The 18153-nt window shown below is 52.7% G+C and carries 22 protein-coding genes; 15 read left to right on the top strand and 7 right to left on the bottom strand.

What is annotated here, in order from left to right; genetic code table 11:
* Positions 1–61 precede the first annotated feature (61 nt).
* The 12 genes from coaD (at position 62) to tatC (ending at position 7436) form a co-directional block, all read left to right on the top strand.
* The gene (gene coaD, locus EI42_RS03880) at positions 62–565 is read left to right on the top strand and encodes a pantetheine-phosphate adenylyltransferase (RefSeq protein ID WP_111318988.1); all 504 of its coding nucleotides are present in this window, start codon (positions 62–64) and stop codon (positions 563–565) included.
* Between the two features lie 60 nt (positions 566–625).
* Positions 626–1252, top strand: coding sequence for a hypothetical protein (locus tag EI42_RS03875; protein WP_111318986.1), 627 nt, complete (start codon positions 626–628; stop codon positions 1250–1252).
* 249 nt (positions 1253–1501) lie between these two features.
* A complete protein-coding gene (locus EI42_RS03870) occupies positions 1502–2026 on the top strand; it encodes a YceD family protein (RefSeq protein WP_111318984.1) in 525 nt (174 codons plus the stop codon).
* Positions 2027–2167: 141 nt separating this feature from the next.
* Positions 2168–2356 carry a 50S ribosomal protein L32 gene (gene rpmF / locus EI42_RS03865; protein ID WP_111318982.1) on the top strand — a complete coding sequence of 63 codons (189 nt, stop codon included), beginning with the start codon at positions 2168–2170 and terminating at the stop codon, positions 2354–2356.
* A 71-nt stretch (positions 2357–2427) separates the two neighbouring features.
* Positions 2428–3444, top strand: a complete 1017-nt coding sequence (gene fabD / locus EI42_RS03860) for an ACP S-malonyltransferase (RefSeq protein WP_111318980.1) — start codon at positions 2428–2430, stop codon at positions 3442–3444.
* Positions 3445–3599: 155 nt separating this feature from the next.
* Positions 3600–3956, top strand: a complete 357-nt coding sequence (locus EI42_RS03855; protein WP_111318978.1) for an Asp23/Gls24 family envelope stress response protein — start codon at positions 3600–3602, stop codon at positions 3954–3956.
* 224 nt (positions 3957–4180) lie between these two features.
* Entirely contained in the window at positions 4181–4624 is a 444-nt protein-coding gene (gene nusB / locus EI42_RS03850) for a transcription antitermination factor NusB (protein ID WP_111318977.1), read from the top strand.
* Positions 4625–4867 carry an acyl carrier protein gene (gene acpP / locus EI42_RS03845; protein ID WP_111318975.1) on the top strand — a complete coding sequence of 81 codons (243 nt, stop codon included), beginning with the start codon at positions 4625–4627 and terminating at the stop codon, positions 4865–4867. It abuts the gene before it with no gap.
* A 244-nt stretch (positions 4868–5111) separates the two neighbouring features.
* The gene (locus EI42_RS03840; RefSeq protein ID WP_111318973.1) at positions 5112–5810 is read left to right on the top strand and encodes an RNA polymerase sigma factor; all 699 of its coding nucleotides are present in this window, start codon (positions 5112–5114) and stop codon (positions 5808–5810) included.
* A 9-nt stretch (positions 5811–5819) separates the two neighbouring features.
* Positions 5820–6119 (top strand): hypothetical protein, encoded by a 300-nt coding sequence (locus EI42_RS03835; RefSeq protein ID WP_111318971.1) that lies wholly within the window; start codon positions 5820–5822, stop codon positions 6117–6119.
* 52 nt (positions 6120–6171) lie between these two features.
* Positions 6172–6537, top strand: a complete 366-nt coding sequence (locus tag EI42_RS03830) for a twin-arginine translocase TatA/TatE family subunit (protein WP_111318969.1) — start codon at positions 6172–6174, stop codon at positions 6535–6537.
* 32 nt (positions 6538–6569) lie between these two features.
* The gene (gene tatC, locus EI42_RS03825) at positions 6570–7436 is read left to right on the top strand and encodes a twin-arginine translocase subunit TatC (protein WP_111318967.1); all 867 of its coding nucleotides are present in this window, start codon (positions 6570–6572) and stop codon (positions 7434–7436) included.
* A gap of 49 nt (positions 7437–7485) precedes the next feature.
* Here the strand turns inward: tatC and EI42_RS03820 are convergent, their stop codons facing one another.
* The 3 genes from EI42_RS03820 to EI42_RS03810 are packed head-to-tail and all read right to left on the bottom strand — an operon-like array spanning position 7486 to position 9894.
* Positions 7486–8853, bottom strand: a complete 1368-nt coding sequence (locus EI42_RS03820; RefSeq protein ID WP_111318966.1) for an MFS transporter — start codon at positions 8851–8853, stop codon at positions 7486–7488.
* Entirely contained in the window at positions 8837–9409 is a 573-nt protein-coding gene (locus tag EI42_RS03815; protein WP_111318964.1) for a hypothetical protein, read from the bottom strand. The genes EI42_RS03820 and EI42_RS03815 overlap by 17 nt, the downstream gene beginning before the upstream one ends.
* 2 nt (positions 9410–9411) lie before the next feature.
* Positions 9412–9894, bottom strand: a complete 483-nt coding sequence (locus tag EI42_RS03810) for a hypothetical protein (RefSeq protein WP_111318962.1) — start codon at positions 9892–9894, stop codon at positions 9412–9414.
* Positions 9895–10131: 237 nt separating this feature from the next.
* On the opposite strand from EI42_RS03810, the gene EI42_RS03805 reads away from it, so the two are divergent.
* Together EI42_RS03805 and EI42_RS03800 are read left to right on the top strand one after the other, a co-directional pair.
* On the top strand, positions 10132–10779 hold the full coding sequence (locus tag EI42_RS03805) for a MarC family protein (protein ID WP_111319565.1): 648 nt from the start codon (positions 10132–10134) through the stop codon (positions 10777–10779).
* 619 nt (positions 10780–11398) lie between these two features.
* The gene (locus tag EI42_RS03800; RefSeq protein ID WP_249033443.1) at positions 11399–12595 is read left to right on the top strand and encodes a rhomboid family intramembrane serine protease; all 1197 of its coding nucleotides are present in this window, start codon (positions 11399–11401) and stop codon (positions 12593–12595) included.
* Between the two features lie 371 nt (positions 12596–12966).
* Here the strand turns inward: EI42_RS03800 and EI42_RS03795 are convergent, their stop codons facing one another.
* On the bottom strand, positions 12967–14343 hold the full coding sequence (locus tag EI42_RS03795) for a TolB family protein (RefSeq protein ID WP_111318958.1): 1377 nt from the start codon (positions 14341–14343) through the stop codon (positions 12967–12969).
* 128 nt (positions 14344–14471) lie between these two features.
* Positions 14472–15212: an alpha/beta hydrolase gene (locus EI42_RS03790; RefSeq protein WP_111318956.1), complete on the bottom strand. Its 741-nt coding sequence runs from the start codon at positions 15210–15212 to the stop codon at positions 14472–14474.
* Positions 15213–15401: 189 nt separating this feature from the next.
* Here EI42_RS03790 and EI42_RS03785 point away from each other — a divergent pair, with 189 nt between their 5' ends.
* The gene (locus EI42_RS03785) at positions 15402–16538 is read left to right on the top strand and encodes a cystathionine gamma-synthase (protein WP_111318954.1); all 1137 of its coding nucleotides are present in this window, start codon (positions 15402–15404) and stop codon (positions 16536–16538) included.
* A 17-nt stretch (positions 16539–16555) separates the two neighbouring features.
* Here EI42_RS03785 and EI42_RS03780 read toward each other — a convergent pair whose 3' ends face one another.
* Both EI42_RS03780 and EI42_RS03775 read right to left on the bottom strand, forming a co-directional pair.
* A complete protein-coding gene (locus EI42_RS03780; protein ID WP_111318952.1) occupies positions 16556–16957 on the bottom strand; it encodes a hypothetical protein in 402 nt (133 codons plus the stop codon).
* A gap of 5 nt (positions 16958–16962) precedes the next feature.
* Entirely contained in the window at positions 16963–17853 is an 891-nt protein-coding gene (locus EI42_RS03775; RefSeq protein ID WP_111318950.1) for an NAD-dependent epimerase/dehydratase family protein, read from the bottom strand.
* Between the last annotated feature and the right edge of the window lie 300 nt (positions 17854–18153).

The following is an 18153-nucleotide window of genomic DNA, read 5'->3' as shown; positions in this document are numbered from 1 at the left end:
TTCCTCTTAACGAGAAAGCGTCCGAGGGGTGCTAAAAAGAACAAATGAGGGGGAACCGGGCATGAATACTCCAGCGCAATCGGAACGGATTGCAGTCTATCCTGGGAGCTTTGACCCGGCAACAAACGGGCATCTGGATATTGCGCGTCGCGCGGCAAAACTATTTGATACCGTCATCATTGCGGTCTATGCGTTTCCCGCGAAGAATCTGTTGTTCTCGGTTGAGGAGCGAGTTGCGCTCTGGCAGGAGATACTGAGAGCAGAGGGGCTACACAATGTGCGGGTTGACTCCTTTTCGACACTGCTTGTTGAGTATGTGCGCTCGGTGGATGGTATCGCCATTATCAAGGGCCTGCGTTCTCCCAATGATTTTGATGCAGAATTTCGACAGGGTTTGATGAATCGCAAACTGGCACCAGAGATTGAGACCGTTTGCTTGTTTACAAACTTACAGCATCTTGTTGCAAGTTCTTCCTTACTCAAAGAAGTCGCACGCCTGGGCGGCGATGTCTCAGACATGCTCCCCCCTGTAGTTGTTCGGGCGCTTCAGCAGAAATATGGATGATAAAGGATTTCTGACTGTGCGCGGGCCTGGGGAGTTTCTCAGTGGGGAAGGAGGAAAAGAATGGATATATTATATCTCATTGACCGCCTGGAAAACCTCATTGCCAGTAGCAGGCGCGTCCCTCTAACGAATCAGGTGATTCTGAAAGAGGGTGACATCCTCAACATAATCGATCAGATGAGAACCTCGATCCCTGAGGAAGTGAAGCAGGCTCGCCGCATTATTCAAGAGAAAGAGCGTATTCTTGCCCAGGCGCAAGCTGATGCCTCCGCGCTTCTTGCACGCGCTCAGGAAGAGACTAACCGGGCCATTGACCGTGAGGGATTGCTGGTCATTGCGGAAGAGCGCTCACAGGAGATGATCCAGAGCGCAAATCTGCGTTCTCAGGATATCATCCGGCGGGCAGAGGAGCATGCCGAACAGCTTAAGGCTGATGCGGATGGATACGCGCTGGAAACGTTGCGCAACCTGCGTGAGCATCTGCTACATGTGGAGACCGAGGTCAGTCGCACGATTTTGAGCATTGAGCGCGGAATTGACAGTTTACAAGATCAACCAACAACGATTCTTGAAGAAGAGGTTGTTGAAGAGGAAGAGAACACGTTGCCTGAGCCTTCCGACCTTCCGACACCCCGGCGCTCGTCTCTGGCAGCGGATACTATAGGCGGGCCGAATGTTTTTTCGTAAAGGGCTGATTCAGTTGTGAATTTTGCGCTGTGCTTTCTGCCCTTGTGCTTGTGGTGCTACTTGCTATGGGCGTGAGCCGCTATCCTTGTCTATGCTGGTCCTGTGAGGGCTTGACACCCTCAAACGGCTTGTCTATAATGAGCAAGCGCCAGCTAAGAACGTAGGAAACTACATACCTGCGCCATAGCTATTTATAGTGATACATGTGTTCTCCCCACCGGGAGTTTGATCTATGGAAGGGGATTTCCTATGCTTTTTAATGTGGCGCAACTCATGAAGTCTCAGGTTGGGGCTTCATTCAAAGCAGATCTTCACGAAGACGAGATTCAATTCGATGAAGTTTCCAGGGTCGTCGGCCCACTTAATGGACATGTCCGCATGCGTCGTATCAATCAGGGGGTCCTGGTCGACGGATGGGTTGATGTAACCCTCGAATTGTCCTGCACACGCTGTCTGAGGGAATTTCAGCAGCCGATGCATGTCGTCTACGAAGCGCGGTACTATCCGACCGTTGATATTCTCACTGGCATGCCTGTGCATGCCGAGGATGTGGAAGACGCCTTCCCGATTGATGACCACCATCATCTCGATTTGACGGAGCCGGTTCGACAACAGATCCTGCTTGACATTCCGATGGTGACGCTCTGTAAAGAGGAGTGTAAGGGACTCTGCTCACAGTGCGGTAAGGATCTGAATGAAGGTCCCTGTTCCTGTGAGCCTGAGGTGGATACACGCTTCAGTGCGTTAAAGGCGTTGCTCCAGCAAGAAGGCTAATACAGCGGGTCGTCCAGCGGGTAGCGCCCCCACCCGATGGGGACGTTGCCTGTGGCGGCCTTCGCTTGGTATAGTGTTGTATGATTCAAAAATAGACAAGACCCAGGTTCTTATAACCGGTGGAAGAGGAGAGTACTAACCATGGGAGCGCTACCAAAGCAGCGTGTTTCTCGTTCACGTCAGGGTGAGCGGCGAGCTCATCATCATCTGAAGTTGCCGCAGCTGGCGGCTTGCCCGCAGTGCAAGAAGCCTCGGCTGTCACACCATGCTTGCCCTCATTGCGGTACCTATCGTGGACGTCAGGTCTTTATCCCGAAAAATCAGAAATAAATTTAGAAGGCGGCAGTGTAGCTTCTCACAAGCGATACACAGGCCGCTTTTCTACTGAAGAGTGAAGCAACATGTCGACACGAGTCGCTTTTCTTTTTCCCGGGCAAGGTAGCCAGACCGTAGGCATGGGGGCAGACATTTATGAGGCGTCGCCCGCTGCTCGCCGTGTCTTTGAGGCCGCTGATACAGCTCTTGGCTTTCCCCTGAGCTCTCTCTGTTTTCAGGGGCCAGAGGATACCTTGCGCTCAACAATCAATGCTCAGCCCGCTATTGTAACCGTCAGCCTGGCCTTCCTGGCCGCCCTTCAAGAAGCCCTTTCTCCTGACGATTCTTCCTGGATTTCTCCGCTTACTCCTGCCTTTCTGGCCGGTCACAGTGTGGGGGAGTGGACCGAGCTGACTGCGGCTTCGGTCCTGTCCCTGGAAGAAACGATCAAGGGGGTGCGTGAACGTGGGCGCCTGATGGAGCAGGAGGGAACAAGCTGCCCCGGTGGAATGGCTGCCATTATCGCGATGGAGCCGGACGTTGTTGAGCAGGTGTGCCAGGAGGCAACCGAACGAGCTCTGGCCGAGATCTCCGAGCCGGTGCATCCCGGACAGGGTAAGGTCATTGCCGCGAACTATAATGCGCCCGGACAGATTGTGATTTCCGGTGAGAAGCGAGCACTGGAGCTGGCGTGTGAGCTGGCAAAGGCCCGCGGAGCCAAACGCGTGATCCCGCTGGCGGTGAGTGGCGCGTTCCATTCTCCAGTCATGCGGCCCGCTGCTGATGCCCTGGATTCGGTGTTGTCCGAACTACAGATTAAAGATGCGGTTATTCCGATCATCAGCAATATTTCAGCAACTCCTTTGACAGATGCCCATGCCCTGCGTGAAGAACTTGCGAAGCAGGTGGCAAGCTCTGTGCAATGGACAAAGACCGTAGAATATCTGGTCTCTGCTGGTGTTACCACCTTTATTGAGATTGGCCCGGGCAATGCGCTTGCTGGTATGGTAAAGCGTATCGCCAAAGGGGTAACGATGCTGAATGTGAGCAAAGCGTCCGACGTCGCAAAGGTGGCTGCTGCTCTACGTGAAGCTGGCATCTAACAGCTATTCTGATAGGTGAAATAAGCCATCCTGGCGCTTTCTACTTGACAGCGCGGAAAAAAGCACCTATCTTTGCAATGGAAAGCGAAGATGCTGTTGTTTCGGTCGCGCCGCTTGTGGCCCCGGCCACAAATCGGTAGTAGAAAGAAGGTCTTATGACAATAGCGTCACAGCCCAGTGGCACCGTTCGAGTGGCACGGCAGGTTCTTTCGACTATTGTCATTCATAGTGCGTTGCTGATACCCGGTGTTGTTCGGATGGCAAATCCTGTTCGCTCTGCGCAGCGATATGGGCAATGGTCCCATCTTCTCAAGCGCGAGCTTCCGCCGCAAGGCGTTTCCTTGACCATTAAGGATAACACTGTGACTGCCGACCTGTATATTGTTGTCGAATCCGATGCTGATATGCTTGCAGTCGGGTCCGCTGTACAGGAGGAGGTTTCCGCAGCCCTTGAAGAGATGGTAGGGATGCAGGTTGAGGCTGTCAATGTCTATATTCAGGATGTTGCATAAGAGGGCGGGTGATACTGACACCTCTCTTTCTGCTTCGTCAGAGCATCCTGGAGATGAACGGGTGGTGTGCCGGGAGAGGCACATCTGGCCCGATGGTAATGTTGCATACCACGATGTCAGCGCTGCGCCCATGTCCTTCGTTATATGGTCAGGTAGACTAAACGGGTGAATCGCTGTGTCTGACCTCTCAGTTCAGGCATCGTGAAAGGAGCTTTCGAGGTACTATGCCAGGGATACGCAGACAAGCACGCATTGTCGCTCTGCAAACGCTTTATGAATACGATACGGCCAACCATGACCCCTTTGAGGTCTTGCAGCGGCATGCTCAAGAGCGTAATCTTCACACGAAGGTGGTGGAATATGCCCATGAGCTGCTTCAAGGTGTCTGCGACCACCTGGCGGAGGTCGATGCTCATATTCAGAGTGCCGCGCGTGAGTGGCCGTTACAACAGATGGCTCGCATCGATAAAAATATCCTGCGACTTGCCATCTACGAGATTCTGTTTAATAATACTGTACCAGCAAAGGCTGCTATTAATGAAGCCGTGGAACTTGCGAAGATTTTCGGAAGTGACACATCCAGTCGCTTTGTTAATGGTGTCCTGGGTACTATATTTAATCGGGCTCAGCAACAGCCCATCCCGAAAGCGGAAAGTGAGGTGAAGTAAATGTCGTCGTCCATCTATGAGCAACTCAAGCAGATTATCGTCGAGCAGCTTGGTGTGGATGAAAACGAGGTTGTTCCGACAGCTTCTTTTGTTGAGGACCTGAACGCTGACTCTCTCGATCTGGTCGAGCTGATTATGTCCCTGGAAGAAAAGTTCGGGGTTCAGATCTCCGATGAGGATGCTGAGAAGATCACAACCGTTCAGGAAGCTCTGGACTACATCGAAGAGCATTTGCAGAGCTAAATTTTTATCTCTCGCGCTATTATCCATACACGACAGGGTGGCTTTTTGCTGCCCTGTTTCCCCCCTCCCTTTTCCTCTCTTGCCCCTTTCCGTTTGAACTGGTATTGTAATAATAGTAAGACAATGATTTTTTTCGTTGTCACAAATCCTCCTGGTCGTGCATCGTTGTAATTAAGTAACTGTATTTGAGACACTGCTTCGCTGTGGAAGCGGTGAACGATAGAGAGTGGTCGCTGTGGATAAAATGCCAGCCGTTGAAGCGGTTGAAGCTCTTATACGTGATTACCATAAGCTGGTTTTCCATACTATTTACGGCCTGACCGGCGATTGGGAAGAAAGTCAGGATCTTACGCAGGATACGTTCCATCAGGCCTTGCGCTCGATTGATGCGGCGCGGGCCGCCAGTGGCGAGCATTTTCAGGCCAGAGCCTGGTTGCTGCGCATCGCGCTTAACACTGTCCGCATGCAGCGTCGGCGCCGCAAACTCTTCAGTTTTATTCCGTTCTCGCGGATGCCACAGAAGGCTGAGGGAAGACTGGAGGGTACAGAGGTTGTGCAGGAGGAACAGGCTGTTCCGGTGCAACCCGTTGGCTTTGCTCCGGTCGCTTCGCGCGATCTTGCTGAGCAGGTGGCGGAACAGGAGCTTGTGCAGCGAACCCTGGCAAAACTCCCTGAGCAGTTGCGTGAATGCCTGCTCCTTTCCATCGTGGGTGGCCTCTCAACGGCACAAATCGCCGATCTGCTCTCACTGAATGAGGCTGCGGTCCGGCAACGGCTCTCGCGAGCCAGAAAGCAATTTCAGCGGCTCTATCGCTATGAAAGTGGCGAAATGCTGATCGATACCTCTTCCCCACAGCGTCGCGTGACCCGTGACGAGGAGGAAGGGCAGGTCAAACCGCTCTCTCGTCGTTTATCGTTCCTGGCTCATCCTCCCGGCAGATAGGAAAAGCTCATGCGAAATGATTCTCTTGAAACCCTGCTGCTGCGCCATTATGGGCATGCCGCATCCACACCAGATGGATTGGAACAGCGTCTGATCGCGTCAGTCCGTCAGGAGGGCGCACAGCTTCGCCAGCGTCAACAGATGGAAGCGCATTTGCGGAAACGGCGCTATAGTCGCCGCCAGATGCTGCGCTTTGTGACTCTGGGTACAGCCGGGGTTGGCGTGGTAGGAGTCGCTCTGGATGGGATTAGCGAGGTAAGCGCATCTCTGCTTGGTCGGGATGTCTCGCACCCACAGCATGTCTGGTAATTGTTCTCTGTTGTTGCCAAAGGTTGTTACGACCAGAAAGGATACAAAACAAATGCCTATCGGATTTCACCCTTCTCAGCTTCTCATTCTGTTCTTGCTCGCGTTGTTGTTCTTTGGACCGAAGCGTCTTCCGGAAATGGGTTCAGCGATTGGTCGCACGATCAAAGAATTCAAGAAGAGCGTAGAGGGTATCGGCAATAGCTCCAGCTCGAAAGACGAGGAAGAGTATGTTGAGCCCAAACCGGCCCCCGCTCCAGAAAAGGCTCTGAACCCCGCGTCAATGTCGCTGGACGAGCTTGAGCGCGAGATTGCTGCTCGTAAGGCCGCTCTGGCTGCAAAAGAAGCTGCTCAGTCTGAGGTGAAGGTTGCTCCCGAGAGCGAGAAAAAAGAAGTCACCAGGGATGGCAAAGTTAGCTAAGACTGTTTCTATAGCCTGCTTAGGGGGAACTCATGGCTTCCAGTGAACTGGAACGGCAGGATCGGTTCAAGCAAGCGCTGGCCGAAGATGATGACGATTTCCGTTTCGATTTCGGAGACGATGATGACGAAGATGATGAGCTGGCTGGCTCTTCGATGACGCTGGTCGAGCATCTGGAAGAGTTACGCCAGCGTATCTTCAAGTGTCTGATCGCCATCGCGGTGTTTTCCGTGGTTGCGTTCATCTTCCGAGATTATATTATGGCTTTCCTGACTGCTCCTTTGCCTGATGGCACGAATGTGTTGACCGGGGTCAAAGGCACAGGACATAGCAAACTGGTCGTCACCGGGATTGCTGAAGGCTTTACAGTAACCTTGATGGTTTCTATCGCTATTGGGTTCCTGGCTTCTTTGCCTGTCGTTCTCTATCAAACCTGGGCGTTTATTGCGCCTGGCCTCTATTCGCACGAGAAAAAGGCGGCGTTGCCGTTTGTCTTTATCGGGATCGTGCTGTTTGTGATCGGCATTTCGATCGGGTACTTTATTCTGCGATATCCGCTGGAATTCCTGATCCGGTTCGCGCAGAACAACTTTACCGAACTGGTAACGGCGCAGAGCTACTTCAGTTTTGCGGCCTGGTTCTTGATTGTCTTCGGGCTTATTTTCGAGTTGCCGCTGGTGCTCACCTTTATGGCGAAAATCGGTCTGGTGACATCAGAGACACTCCGAAAGAAGCGTCCGTTCGCTCACTTTATTCTCTGGCTGATTTCCTGCTTCCTCCCGGGAGGCGATATCTACAGCCCGATTATTATTGGCATTTTTATGTCAGGTTTGTATGAGTTGAGCATTTTCTTTGTACGCTTCTTTACTGAGCGACAGTCGAAAAAGTCCCTGAGCTAAAAAAGGGATAACGAAAAGAAGGGCGGGAACACTCCCGCCTTCTTTCTGTTCAGGAGGGTTGCATCTCCTGCTCTACCTGTGGTGTGTGTGGCGGCTCCTGGAGTCGGATGGCCGTGACCAGACGTTCCCCTTTCCCTCGTCCGAAATATCCCCAGAGCAGCAACAGTGAGCAGAGATACAGGATAGCGGCTCCTATGAAGACAACACTATAGCCTGATTGATCGATTAAAAGCCCTCCTATGGGGGTAGAAATGGCCGATGCGCCCTGATATGCGATCTGATAGAGGCTGTTAGCCATTCCCCGATTTTTGCGCTCTATGGCCTCCATTGAGAAGACCTGAAAGAGACCATTCCCCATATCCATTGTCCCAAGCCGGAAGAGATACAGAATTGAGACAAGGGGCAGATAGTGTATCAACCCGATTGCCAGCAGCAAGGGTAGACTGATGAGCCGGGTCAGGACAATAGTATTGATTTTGCCCAGAGCCGTGGCCAACAGTGGAGCGAGTAATGTGAGAAGCGCATACACAATGTTAGCTCCTCCATCAATCACCCCGAAGAGAAAGGGAGAGGCCCCCAGTGTATGCACAAAGTAGATGTTGAAGTAGGGAATGAAAAGTCCCGCTCCCAGGCCGATAAGCACCTGAATCGCGATCAGGATCGTGAGTGGGCTACGCAGCAGGGCTTGCGGGCGCCAATGCAGGCCGGGGCGCTGCGCTGGCCGGTGGGTGGCGCGGTCCTGTTGCGGGGGGCGTGGTGGCGGCGCGTCGCGCATCAACAGCAGTGGAATGAAACTCGGAGCCGCAATAATGCCAGCAAAGAGCAGCGAAAGCTGGTACGCCCGGGCCTCTGCTCCCGGGGCCAGCATGCTCTCTGCCCAGGAGGGAAGCCAGGCGGTCAGCCAGCTATAGTGTTGAATCCACTGGGGAAGCGCGCCCCCAAGCAGCTCCCCGATGACGGTCGTTACTTGTAAGAGCACGATATTGACACTAAAGAGATGCGGGCGCTCGCGTGGCGTGCTGTGATGGGTCAGGAAGGGGGCATTCACGACCAGAATAAAGGCCCCGCCAACTCCCGCGGCAAAACCGCTGATGAGCAGGGGAAGGGGCTGGTGCAAAAGAAATTGTCCCGCTCCGGCGATGCCAATTGCGAGACTGCCCAGAATCATGATCCACTTGCCACTAAAGCGGTCAACACAGAGGCCAGCGGGGAAAATAGCACATCCTGCACCCAACGTCGTTACAAAGAGAAGCTGACCGACGAAGCTGGTATCATAGCCCAGTGCGATCAGGTAGAGGTTATAGAGCACAAGGATGATACCAACTGTTACGCCGCTCAGCGTGTTGCTGATAAGAAAGAGACGTGCATCTCGCTGAAAATGTTTGAATGCCTGAAGGTACTCAACGAGAAGGGACATCTTTTAACTGCTTTGCTGTGATTGTCTGCTCATATCCTTCGCCGCTCGGACTTTCGGCGGTGGATACAGGCGCTTTTTCTTTCATGAGTGTCCGATAGCCCGGGCTGGTAAATTGTAGCCCTTCCTTATTGATGCGTTCCTCAAGATTCTGCTTGCGGGGCGGCTTGAAGAAAGTTTTGACAATAGCCTTGCCCTGCTCAATGCGGGCGCGAACCTCAATTGCTCCCTGCGCGACTTTCCCGGTTGCCTGAGTAACCTTCTGATCAACCTTATCGACGCCGGCGGGCACTTTTGCTACGGTGCGCACGATGGCGTTTTGACTCTCGTCCGGTTCGCTTCCCTGCTTGACAAGCATGGTTGTTTTATTGATGCTCTCAACGTGGGGGCGCAACACTTTGATCAGTTCGGTTTTTTGGCGAACCCAGGTAAAGGCATAAAAGAACCCGATGTTCAGCGCGAGCGCCAGAATAATCAGGATCAGCGCGAACAGACAGATAATGATCGCTGCTATCTGTCCTCCAGCCTCAATAATTGGATTAATGACGGCTAATTCCATGCTCAGTCACCTCCCGCATTCGCCTGTATTTGCTCCATTTGTTGTTGCATGCGTTCTTCATAGCGGCTTCTGTTTGCCCCTTTACCAAGTAGCACGCGCAACATATGTTGTCCGGCGACAAGGCCTGCGGCGATGCGAATGCCCGGAGCCAGAATAATTTCAGAGACCAGTCGCGAGAGCGAGCTGACCGAGCCGACGGTATTTCCCGCCGTCTGGGCAGTATCTTTGACAATGCCGATGGTCTCCTGTATCGAGTCTGCCAGTGGCGTGACCTCGTTGCGCACTGTCTGGATGGTGCGAATAAGCATGATAATCCAATAGACAAGAAGGAGTGTTGATAGAACTAAGAGGGCTGCTAAGATCATTAAGAATATGTAGAGCGCTTCTAACAAAACATGAAACACTGCCGCAAGGACGATGCCGACGATGAGAAGGACGACTACAACCCCTGCGGTAATCGCCAGTGTTCTCGTTGCTCCCCGCATGATTTGCCTCCAATACAATTTCTCGGTAATTCTGTTTCATTATAACGTATGAGTAGAGGCCGTGTAAGCATTCTCTCCTGAATGAACTGCAATGGCTAGAGAATACCGGTCCCTTCCTACTGTAACACGTTGCGAAGGAAGATCTCGGTACGCACAATTGATGAGGTTGGCCCCCGAGCGCTTGCCTGCTTTGTATGCTATAATGAGGTCGAAAAAGCTCTTGTGAGGTTTTTTTTTGTGCCTGCTATTCTGACGTTTACTATCAGTGCTTTTGTCACCTTTATTACCATTATAGATCCAGTTGGGCTGGCTCCTGTGGTTGTTGGGTTGACTTCCCATATGAGCAATGAACAGCGAAAAACCATTATCACGCGCTCGATTGTGATCAGCGCGGGTATTATTGCGTTCTTTGCTGTAGTTGGACGCTTTATTCTGGACAGGTTAGGCATCTCTCTCTATGCATTTAATATTGCCGGGGGCGTGCTGCTTTTTCTGGTCGCAATCGATATGCTCTTCGGGCGTCCGTCTGGCGCGCGCGAGACCAAGGAAGAGGAAGACGAGGCGATGACCCGTGAGGATATCAGTGTCTTTCCGCTGGCAATCCCGATGATCGCAGGTCCGGGAACTATTGCGACCACGATTCTCTATGTTGGTCGGGCGATGTTTCATCCGCTTGAGCTGCTGGCGGTCTCGCTCTCTATTCTCTGTGCGCTCTTCTTAGCCTGGCTGGCGATGCGCGGAAGTTCCTGGCTGATGCAGAAAGTGGGCCGTACTGGAATTATGGTTGTCTCCCGTATTTTAGGTATTTTGCTGGCGGCGCTGGCTATTCAGTTTATGCTGGATGGGCTGCATTCTTTTGCGTTGGAGACTGGCTTCCTGCATTAAAAAAGATGGCCTCTGCTTTTTGCTTTCTGCATTTCTCTCTTTGCGACTCTCGCGCGCCTCAATCGTATTACCAGATAGAGAGAAGTTCTCTACTGGCAAAATCTTCTTGAGAAGAAGCGGTTGTAGTGGATTATTCCCGGCATGCAGGAGATGGTTCGGCGCTGTCTGATTCCACCCTTGCTGCAATAGGTATCTGCTTCCTGAAGAAACTGGTGTTCTCGGGTATTGGCAGGGTCATCGGCGCGTCTTTATTTGATTGACCCGGGAGAGCAGTGCGAGGAGCCGTCTCGCTTTGCGGATGAGTGCGCGGTTTCCTGTTTGTGATTGGTAGAGGTTCATTCTCTATTTTCAGTATTGGCTTATTGGTACCAGGAGTCGATTATTATGCATTAGTCAGTGGTTGTCTTTGCCGCACAACAGGCATACCTCTGCGCCGTTATCATGATCGATCGGCAAGGCCTGACACGCGACGCTATTGACAATCCTGGGTACACTGTTACTTGCAATTATGTCCCTGTCTCTTATCGGGATAGAAAGCGGAAGCCAGGTTGCCGGTGTGGCGTTTTCCTGGTGCTACTGGAGGAAACTTGTGGAAGCACAAACAAATATACAGCTATATATGGAACAGGGAAGGCAGGCCCTGGCTCAAGGGCAGGGGCGCGAGGCCGCGTTAGCATATGCCCATGCCGCACAGGCTGAGCCAGAGAACCCGATGGTCCATCTGGGGCTGGCAGAGGCAAACCTTGCGTTAAGAAGCTATGATATTGTGCGTATGGCCTGCCGCCGTGTTCAGGAGTTACAGCCGCAGGGCGGGTTAGAGGCGACGCTTGCTCAGGCGCTACTCGACCTGCTTGATCGCCGCTATGAACGTGCTCTCAGCAATGTGGATAAGGTGCTGAGTGAAGATCCTGGCATTGCGTATGCGCATGCACTGCGCTCGTATCTCCTGCGGATTCAAGGTCAGGATTATGATGCGAATCTGGCGCGGGCGCGGGCTGCTCGACTCTCGTTCGGAGGACGCTTTGAGGATTGTTTCCCACCAATGACAAAGCCGTCTCCTGCACCAATAGAGCGATCGACGACCTATACCGGAGGCTATCAGGGAACGACCGAGCCGAGCCGCAAGCCGCAACAGGAGTCTATTCCTGCCTGGACGCGTCCGAATCAGATGCAGCGGCAAATGCTACGCACAAACTTTTTGCTCCGCTATATTCCTGTTGTCACCTATACGATTATTGGTATTAATGTCCTGATCTATCTGCTTATCAGCATTTTGATGATTGTGGCTCCTGATCTGGCGTCACTCATTTATGGGTATGGTGTGCTTGCCCCTACATCTTTGCAAGATGGTGAGATCTGGCGTCTGATCACGTCGATGTTCTTGCATGCGCCTCCCCCCTCGGGGATCCTGCATATCGGGCTGAATATGCTTTCTCTGCTGTTTATGGGGCGTGATGTTGAGATCCTCTTCGGGAAATGGCGCTTCTTGCTGATCTACTTCCTGGCTGGTCTGGGTGGTGGGCTGCTGTTCATTCTGATGCCGGGTGACGCTAATGTCGTGGTTCTGGGCGCTTCAGGTGCGATCTTCGGCGTCTTTGGGGCGCTTGGGGCATTCTTGCTGACAAATCGCCGAGCAATGGGTGAACTTGGACGGGCCGCGTTCTCAAACTGGATCTTCTGGCTTGGCTTGAACCTGTTGTTTGGCTTTATGCCGGGCTCCAATATTGCTGTAATGGCCCATATCGGTGGCCTGATCGTCGGATTTGTGCTTGCGTTGATCCTGTTGCCGGGAGTGCAACGGAGTAGAAGAATATAAAATTCTTATTATTGAGGAGAGCCTGATATTAGTTGCAATATCAAGGCTCTCTTTTTTTATACCCTCTGCTTGTTGGAAGCCACAGTACACTGAATGTAGAGAGTCGAGCTTGCAATCTCGCTGTGACCCGGCTGAGTCACAAAAGATCTTGTCCATGCTCCAAAGTTCCACCAGGATACACTGGAGGTGGATTGATCCTATCCATGCCCTTTACCCCCCTGCTCGGCTCTCTCTTCCTTCTTTACAGATACCGGCCCTCAAGATCTAAAGGGAAGGCATTCGCTGGCTGACTGTTTTTCTGCGGCGGCTTCGTGGTGCTGAGAAAAAGAGTGACCCGGTAACAGGATACCGGGCCATAGATATTGTCGTGTTTAATGTTTGAGTATCGCGATGATGCTGGCATACTGGCCTGTCTGCACGATTCTGGTCTTGGTGCCATGTTGCAGATCAAGGGCGTAGAGTGCGCCATCTGCATAACAGGTGACGACTTGATCGTTGAGCCACGGGCCTACTTCGACATGATGGGCATTGCTGGTTGCCTGAAGCTGTGGCTGCCCGAGATGCATTTGCGTGCCCTGACCGCTTATTTCGACCGTATAGAGCGAGCTATGGCGGAAGAACGGCGGACGGTCGTCGCTTGAGAAGACCACATAGGTAAGCTTTTTCCCGTCAGGCGAGAACTGGAAGGAATGCACCCAGTGATAACTTGCCTTATTCGGCATGTTCCGCTGCTCCGGGAGAAGAACCTGTGGGCTTCCCGGCTTGAGCGCTGCCCCGTCAATAGCCATCAATGAGAGGCTATTGGCGTTATTGAGCGCGGTAATATCGTCGGGGATATTTTTATCCTCTGGAATGGGAGCCATGCCGATATGGTCTGAATAGAGTAGTGTATTCATATCGGGGGCGAGTCCCATTGGCATCTCTGGCGTTTCCGCGTCAAGAAGCTTGATAGGCTCCTTTTTGGCCTGTTTGGAGAGCGAAAGGGCCCATAAACCATACAGGTTGGCGCGATTGTCGCCCCGGTTATCGGTGATAAGCAGCGTGGGCTCTGTCCCATGCAGGAACGCGAAGGCGCGGAAACAGGGACACTGCTTATTTGTGCTTTGGTACACCAGTTCGGGGGCGTCAAGCGAGCCCGCATAGATACGAATTGTGCCTGTGCCTCTGGCCGGGGCAATGCTCCAGGCGATGTGGGAGCCGTCCTGGCTGAGTACCAGTGAGGTAATGGTCTCCCCTGCTTTGAGGGAGGCAAGCTGTTTGGCCTGACCATCAAAGGCGGGTATGGACCATACACCTGTGTTCGTCGTATAGAGTAGTGTGCCAGAAGGAGTAAGTACAGGCGGTACCGCTCGATTATAGTGATACCCGGGTGTATTCAGTGCCTCTGGAGTTCCGCCAGCGACTGGAACACGGTAGATCTTATCCTGTCCGGCATAGAGGACATAGAGTCCATTCGGTAGTGTCAGTGGCTCAACCGAGGGATTCTTTGCCATTTGAAAGGCAGAAGCCAGATCAGGTGTTGCGGTCGGCGTTGCTGACGCGAGCGTCGTGGGCGTCGCCGCTTCCTTTGTATTCGCTTTTTGTACCAGATTGCCGAACAAAAGGCCGGTAAATAGAACAAGGATCAAACCAATAAGTGTGATAAACGAGTAAATACTGAGACGTGAGACGCGTGCTCTTTTGTCAGGCGGCGATTGCTTGTCTGGTTTCTGTGCTTGATCAGCTACGTTATCTAATTTTTGTGTCAATGTGATCTACAACCCCGCATTATACAAATCGATTATCAGTATACACGAAGCTAGCTCTTATTGAAAAGGGTGATAGTTCCTATAGGCTGGACGGGTGAGGAAACAGGCAAGATGGTCTGTAATTCTGCCTATTTCTGACCGGGTATGTGGCGATGTAAGAAGGCAAGGGTCCGTGCAAAAACCTCCTCGCGATCATGATCTTTCATAACCACATGATAGGAATGTCGTACAATCAACAGATGTTTTTCTCGGGAGCCCAGACGCCTGTAGATCTCGTAACCATCCCGCACCGGGACAACATGATCCTGTGAGGCAGCGATTACCAGCGTAGGAACTGTGATGCGCGGGAGCTCCTGCCGTAATTGAGGGAGATAGAGCAGCATACTTTCTACCGGCTTCATTGGTGTCCAGCGGTAGCCATCACCGGGGTAGCGCTTACGCGCCTCGGGATCACAGATATCTTCACGCAGCGAGGGCAGCAGCGGTGCAACATATTTGCTCAAGCGTACTGCCGGTAGCATCCAGGGCCGCATAAAGAGAGGCGCACACATCGAAACGACTCCGGCGACTGTTTTGTGTGCTGCTATATGCAGGCAAAGCGCTCCACCGAGTGAGTGCCCGATGAGAAAGACGGCTGAGCAGTGTTGTTGAAGCTGATATAGCTCCTCGCGCACGCTTGCAGCCCATTCTTGCCAGCCGTAGCGAATCTGCTCTCGCCAACGCACATCTGGACCATGCCCGGGAAGGAGCACCAGCCGGACGAGCCAATTCGGTTGCTCCAGCAGGGTGGGGAGTTCTGCAAAATCGTTCACGCCGCCATTCAGACCATGCACAAAGAGAACTCCGATCGGTTTACGCGCTTCCGTCATGTTTTCATCTCCTGATAAGTGCTCTGTATAGTGGTAATACGGGAAAGTATTGTTCTGGTTTGAATTTTGTCCTACCGGGATAGGGAAGAAGAACCGATATATTGTGCTTACCCGCGTATGATGATATAGTCGGTTTATATGTAAGCAGTCTGTGTCAGATTTGATTGTGTTGTGTGAGGAGTTTGTTGTATGAAGTTTTCAACAAAAGTGATTCACGCGGGGCAGGAGCCGGACCCGACGACCGGTGCGGTTATGACCCCGATCTATCAGACGTCAACCTATGCTCAGACTGGCCTCGGAGAGCATAAGGGCTACGAATATGCGCGAACGGGCAATCCCACGCGTACCGCGCTGGAAGCATGTGTTGCGGCGCTGGAAAATGGTCAATATGGCCTGGCCTTTGCGTCCGGGCTGGCTGCTGAACATGCGATTCTGAACCTGCTGCGCGCCGGGGACCATCTGATAGCCTGTGACGATCTCTATGGGGGAACGTATCGCCTCTTTGAGCGTGTCATGGGCCGCTATGGCGTTTCGGCCAGCTATGTGACTGCCAGTAATCTTGTGGAGTATGAAAAGGCAATCCGCCCGAATACGCGCCTGATCTGGCTGGAAACCCCGACGAATCCGTTGTTAAATCTGGTTGATATTCAGGCGGTGGCTCGCCTTGCCCATCAGCACGGACTGCTTCTGGTCGTTGATAACACGTTTGCCAGTCCGTACTTTCAAAATCCGCTGGATCTTGGCGCGGACATTGTGCTGCATAGTACGACCAAGTATATCAACGGCCATAGCGATGTGATCGGTGGGGTTGTGGTTACCAGTAATCAGGAGGTTTACGAGGAACTGAAATTCCACCAGAATGCAGTCGGAGCTGTTCCCGGGCCGTTTGATGTCTGGCTTACACTTCGGGGCATTAAGACGCTGGCGGTACGAATGAAGCAGCATGAAGAGAACGCGATCTCGGTTGCCCGCTTCCTTGATGAACATGCACGGGTCGAGCGTGTCTATTATCCCGGCCTGCCTTCACATCCAGATCATGCGCTGGCAAAGCGGCAGATGCGAGGCTTTGGCGGTATGGTTTCGTTCCAGTTGAAGGGAACACGGGCCGATGTTGATAACGTGTTGCGACGGCTGAAGGTCTTTACGCTGGCGGAGAGTCTGGGAGGTGTGGAGTCGCTGGTCTGTCATCCCGCGACGATGACACATGGCTCCATCCCGCAAGAGATTCGGGAGGCGCGTGGCGTGGTTGATACGCTGCTTCGTCTCTCGGTTGGCATTGAAGATATTCATGATTTGTTGTTTGATCTTGAGCAGGCTCTGGCCTGAGTGGCGGCGTTTGTCTGTTATTTGAGAAATGTCAGGCAACCGCCCAGATAGATGATCAGAAACACGATCGTGAGCAAGATCAGGGCGAGCAAGATAGGCTGAACGATGACACGGCGGTCTCGCGGCGGCGCTTGAAAAAAGTAGCGAAGCAAGCCAACGAGAACCAGGAGGAGCGCAAGGCCCAGGCCGATATAGGGGGTGTATCCTGCCGGGCCCGGGCATTGTGTTTCTTCGCGCCGGGCCATCCAGAGAACGTTGACGAACAGCCCGAGTGTGCCCAGTATCGGGACGAGAATACGATTCGCCAGGGCAATCGCCTGCTGATTTCCCTGGCGGCTCTGTATATAGATTGTCGCAAGGATCCCGATAAGCAGGAGCGCGGCTCCGATCAGTAATATCGGGGTGAAGCCGATACGCATAATGGCTATCTTTCCTGTAAGAGCATACTTTCTGTGGGCCAGATGCCACAGACTGGCTGCCAGTGCAGGAGCTTTCTGGCGGCAAGATTGCTGCACCGTTGTGAGGGCGGACAGGGCTTCATCGGCTGTCGGGGCGGATGCGGGACCTCTAACAGGTCTGCCAGGCGATCAAAGTATTCACCACATCGTATAGGCTCATCAACAATGTTGAACGTTGAGCCGGCTGGTGCAGCTTCCAGCGCGGCAACAAATGCTGTTGCCATATCATGGACGTGCACTGGCGAGAGAAAGTGGCGTCCTGTGCAGGGAACCGCCAACCTTCCCTGACGAAGTAGAGTGAGCTGTTGTTCTTGATCTGTTTCTGGGCCGACAAACTGTCCACCACGCAGGGTGCACCAGTGCAGTTTCTCGGGAGGGATGGCGCGAATCCGTTCCTCCATTTCACTGATTGGCTGACTGATAAAGAGCCGTTGTGGTGTAGTATCGAACGGCGCACCCTCATAAATCCAGTTGTCCCCACTGTCCTGATACCCCATCACTATACTCTGCTGTAAATAGCGCTTAACTCCGACCGCAAGCGAGATCTCAAGAAGGGCACGCGTGCTCTCGGTTAACACGCGTCTGACCTGGATCTGATCCTGAGTGGCGCCCGGGTCAGGGGGGACCGCGCCCGCGATATGGATGACGACATCACACCCTTTCAGCAATTGGGGCAATCTGGCAATGGTTCCCGGGTCCAGTAAGTCGCCTTGCATGACCTCTGCACCCGCTAATTCAAGGGCGCGAACTTGTTCAGGAGTTCGTGCCACTGTACGTACAATGTATCCTTTTTGGAGCAGAAGAGGAAGTAATGCACGACCGAGGACGCCGGTTGAGCCTGCAATGCCTATTTTCATGTGTGTTCCTTTCGTGCAGGTTGGAATGTCCCTGTGTTTTGCTTCTCTTCGTTCCCTGGCCCTGCCCACCAGAAAGAAGCGTGAATACTCTCCTTTTTCTAGTACGAATGATGCGGAACAGGTGTTTCCAACCCGGGATTCAGTGACCTGTTTTGGGGAAGCCAGAAAGAAATGTTTTTCTTTTGGAGAATTTTGGCAATTAATTTGCAATTTACAGGCGAATTCATGTTGATTTTTGCTGATATCTATGGTATCCTTCCGATGAAGCAAAAAATTTCTCTATAAAGATGGAAAAATTCT

This window comes from Thermosporothrix hazakensis (assembly GCF_003253565.1).
GTDB classification, from domain to species: Bacteria; Chloroflexota; Ktedonobacteria; order Ktedonobacterales; family Ktedonobacteraceae; genus Thermosporothrix; species Thermosporothrix hazakensis.
Note: the sequence above shows the minus strand (reverse complement) of the source record. Positions and strands in the feature narration are given on the sequence as shown.

Bases quoted from the DNA above. Each gene is read 5' to 3' on its own strand.
- coaD (WP_111318988.1), top strand. From the start codon at position 62: ATGAATACTCCAGCGCAATCGGAACGGATTGCAGTCTATCCTGGGAGC.
- EI42_RS03875 (WP_111318986.1), top strand. From the start codon at position 626: ATGGATATATTATATCTCATTGACCGCCTGGAAAACCTCATTGCCAGT.
- EI42_RS03870 (WP_111318984.1), top strand. From the start codon at position 1,502: ATGCTTTTTAATGTGGCGCAACTCATGAAGTCTCAGGTTGGGGCTTCA.
- rpmF (WP_111318982.1), top strand. From the start codon at position 2,168: ATGGGAGCGCTACCAAAGCAGCGTGTTTCTCGTTCACGTCAGGGTGAG.
- fabD (WP_111318980.1), top strand. From the start codon at position 2,428: ATGTCGACACGAGTCGCTTTTCTTTTTCCCGGGCAAGGTAGCCAGACC.
- EI42_RS03855 (WP_111318978.1), top strand. From the start codon at position 3,600: ATGACAATAGCGTCACAGCCCAGTGGCACCGTTCGAGTGGCACGGCAG.
- nusB (WP_111318977.1), top strand. From the start codon at position 4,181: ATGCCAGGGATACGCAGACAAGCACGCATTGTCGCTCTGCAAACGCTT.
- acpP (WP_111318975.1), top strand. From the start codon at position 4,625: ATGTCGTCGTCCATCTATGAGCAACTCAAGCAGATTATCGTCGAGCAG.
- EI42_RS03840 (WP_111318973.1), top strand. From the start codon at position 5,112: ATGCCAGCCGTTGAAGCGGTTGAAGCTCTTATACGTGATTACCATAAG.
- EI42_RS03835 (WP_111318971.1), top strand. From the start codon at position 5,820: ATGCGAAATGATTCTCTTGAAACCCTGCTGCTGCGCCATTATGGGCAT.
- EI42_RS03830 (WP_111318969.1), top strand. From the start codon at position 6,172: ATGCCTATCGGATTTCACCCTTCTCAGCTTCTCATTCTGTTCTTGCTC.
- tatC (WP_111318967.1), top strand. From the start codon at position 6,570: ATGGCTTCCAGTGAACTGGAACGGCAGGATCGGTTCAAGCAAGCGCTG.
- EI42_RS03820 (WP_111318966.1), bottom strand. From the start codon at position 8,853: ATGTCCCTTCTCGTTGAGTACCTTCAGGCATTCAAACATTTTCAGCGA.
- EI42_RS03815 (WP_111318964.1), bottom strand. From the start codon at position 9,409: ATGGAATTAGCCGTCATTAATCCAATTATTGAGGCTGGAGGACAGATA.
- EI42_RS03810 (WP_111318962.1), bottom strand. From the start codon at position 9,894: ATGCGGGGAGCAACGAGAACACTGGCGATTACCGCAGGGGTTGTAGTC.
- EI42_RS03800 (WP_249033443.1), top strand. From the start codon at position 11,399: ATGGAACAGGGAAGGCAGGCCCTGGCTCAAGGGCAGGGGCGCGAGGCC.
- EI42_RS03790 (WP_111318956.1), bottom strand. From the start codon at position 15,212: ATGACGGAAGCGCGTAAACCGATCGGAGTTCTCTTTGTGCATGGTCTG.
- EI42_RS03785 (WP_111318954.1), top strand. From the start codon at position 15,402: ATGAAGTTTTCAACAAAAGTGATTCACGCGGGGCAGGAGCCGGACCCG.
- EI42_RS03780 (WP_111318952.1), bottom strand. From the start codon at position 16,957: ATGCGTATCGGCTTCACCCCGATATTACTGATCGGAGCCGCGCTCCTG.
- EI42_RS03775 (WP_111318950.1), bottom strand. From the start codon at position 17,853: ATGAAAATAGGCATTGCAGGCTCAACCGGCGTCCTCGGTCGTGCATTA.